This is a genomic window from Prevotella sp. oral taxon 306 str. F0472 (assembly GCF_000257925.1).
GTDB classification, from domain to species: Bacteria; Bacteroidota; Bacteroidia; order Bacteroidales; family Bacteroidaceae; genus Prevotella; species Prevotella vespertina.
Genome location: NZ_AJIN01000006.1, coordinates 1 through 1,684, shown reverse-complemented (window position 1 = coordinate 1,684; position 1,684 = coordinate 1). Strand labels below are relative to the sequence as shown.

2 protein-coding genes are annotated in these 1,684 nt (G+C 37.2%); both read right to left on the bottom strand.

What is annotated here, in order from left to right:
- Positions 1-567 precede the first annotated feature (567 nt).
- On the bottom strand, positions 568-882 hold the full coding sequence (locus HMPREF9969_RS00145) for a hypothetical protein (protein WP_009433859.1): 315 nt from the start codon (positions 880-882) through the stop codon (positions 568-570).
- 110 nt (positions 883-992) lie between these two features.
- Positions 993-1,487: an LPD11 domain-containing protein gene (locus HMPREF9969_RS00140; protein WP_009433860.1), complete on the bottom strand. Its 495-nt coding sequence runs from the start codon at positions 1,485-1,487 to the stop codon at positions 993-995.
- Between the last annotated feature and the right edge of the window lie 197 nt (positions 1,488-1,684).

The following is a 1,684-nucleotide window of genomic DNA, read 5'->3' as shown; positions in this document are numbered from 1 at the left end:
GTACTTTGTGTTCTTACGACCTTGCTTACCTTTGCAAAGGAAAATTAAAGCCAGACTGTGTATGCAAGGAGTGTAAGCGATAACAAAGGATGCAGGGCTTCGCCCTAAACTAAAGGGTAAAGAATAGCAAAGTTGCCGTAGGCTTTAAAACAAGATACTGTCATAACCGCTCTCCCAAAGTCCCTTGAAAACCTTTGTCGAAATGCTTCGTAGAACATGAGACAGTGGTTTTCAAGGGATTAAAACAGCACTGTCTGTTTTAAGGGTTTCAGCGTAGCCTGTGTTTTGTAAAGCAGAAAGGAAAAGCACGCTCATGTATATGAGATAAGTGCGTTCCTGATGCTTAGCGGAATACTGGCGAAGCTGCGGGGGATAAAGCAGAATCATTAGGGAAAAGCAAGAAAGAGAAAAACTTGCGATAGCGTGTTTGATAGGGCTATGATTGATGTGTGCTGCGACCATCTGGCGCAGCACAAAAAAGAAGCTGGCAATCTTTAAGAAAACCAGCATCTAAGATGATATATACACTTATTCTTACAAAAGGATTACGCTAAACCAAAAGTGAATTTATACGATTTCAAAAGTATAAACGTAATCACCACTTCCTGGGTCATCATAATTAACATAGAACTTTACTTTTCTTGGCTCAACTTCTGCTATTGTAGCATTGTCTGCTAACAAGCTATTTCCATTCTTTAGCTCAACAAAAAAGCGTCCAATATAGTCAGATCTATATCCCCATGGAAAGAAATCATATAGAGAGCAACCTTTCTCACGGACATCATAGCCGAAGAATCTTGCACACTCCTCAATTTTCTCTCTTAGTTCGGTTTCATTTGAAATATTAGCACACTCGTTTCTGAATTTCTCGATTGTAAACATAGCTTTTAGTTTTATGATTGTAAATTTAATAAATTTTCTACTTGCATGTAAGTTGCAAGTAGAAAAATAGATATAAAGATTACTTATGCAGTGTAACCATATACAACGTATTATTGGAAGTTACTTAATTCTGCTTTACGCTCCAACTTCACAATATCCTCCCATGAACACCATTCAGGTTTTAAGTCTTCGGGTATTTCGTGCCAACGTCTCTTTAGTTCGTCTATAGTTTCCGCAATGGTATCACCCCAAAGACCATATTTGTCATTGTGATAACGAAAGTCTTGCTTATCACGTTCTTCCTCGCCTGTTTCTCCAAAATATGCTGTCAAATCATTGTATATCTTCGATAACATCATATACTTTCCTCTGAAATGATACTCTCTAACTTCTATATCTGTGATAGGGTTTATGATTTCAAAATCACACTGCAAAGGACACCCTGGTTCTCCATCCATATCATTAGATGGATGGCAATGATATAACTCTGTTGGAATTGCGTTAGTAGCTGTATTTAGGTCAAGGTAAAAATTACCTTTCTCATCCTTGTAAGCAATGTTCCCACTGTAGTTTCTTCCCACTCTCTGCAACTTTAATCTTTCCATATGTGTTATTTTAAAGTGAATACTTTTCCCTTTAGTTCTCTACTTTTTACAGCAAGAGACTATCGAGCTTTCAAATTTTACGTGCAAATAAGGTAGTAAGGTCATCAGGAAGATAAGCAAAGTAATTTAAGGATATTCTCATGGAAAACCCAAATCTTTGATTTGTGGAAGGCTGCCGTGAGAATATTCTTAAATAG

What these genes read in the sequence shown, in the direction of transcription:
- HMPREF9969_RS00145 (WP_009433859.1), bottom strand. Translation starts at nt 882, where the DNA reads ATGTTTACAATCGAGAAATTCAGAAACGAGTGTGCTAATATTTCAAAT.
- HMPREF9969_RS00140 (WP_009433860.1), bottom strand. Translation starts at nt 1,487, where the DNA reads ATGGAAAGATTAAAGTTGCAGAGAGTGGGAAGAAACTACAGTGGGAAC.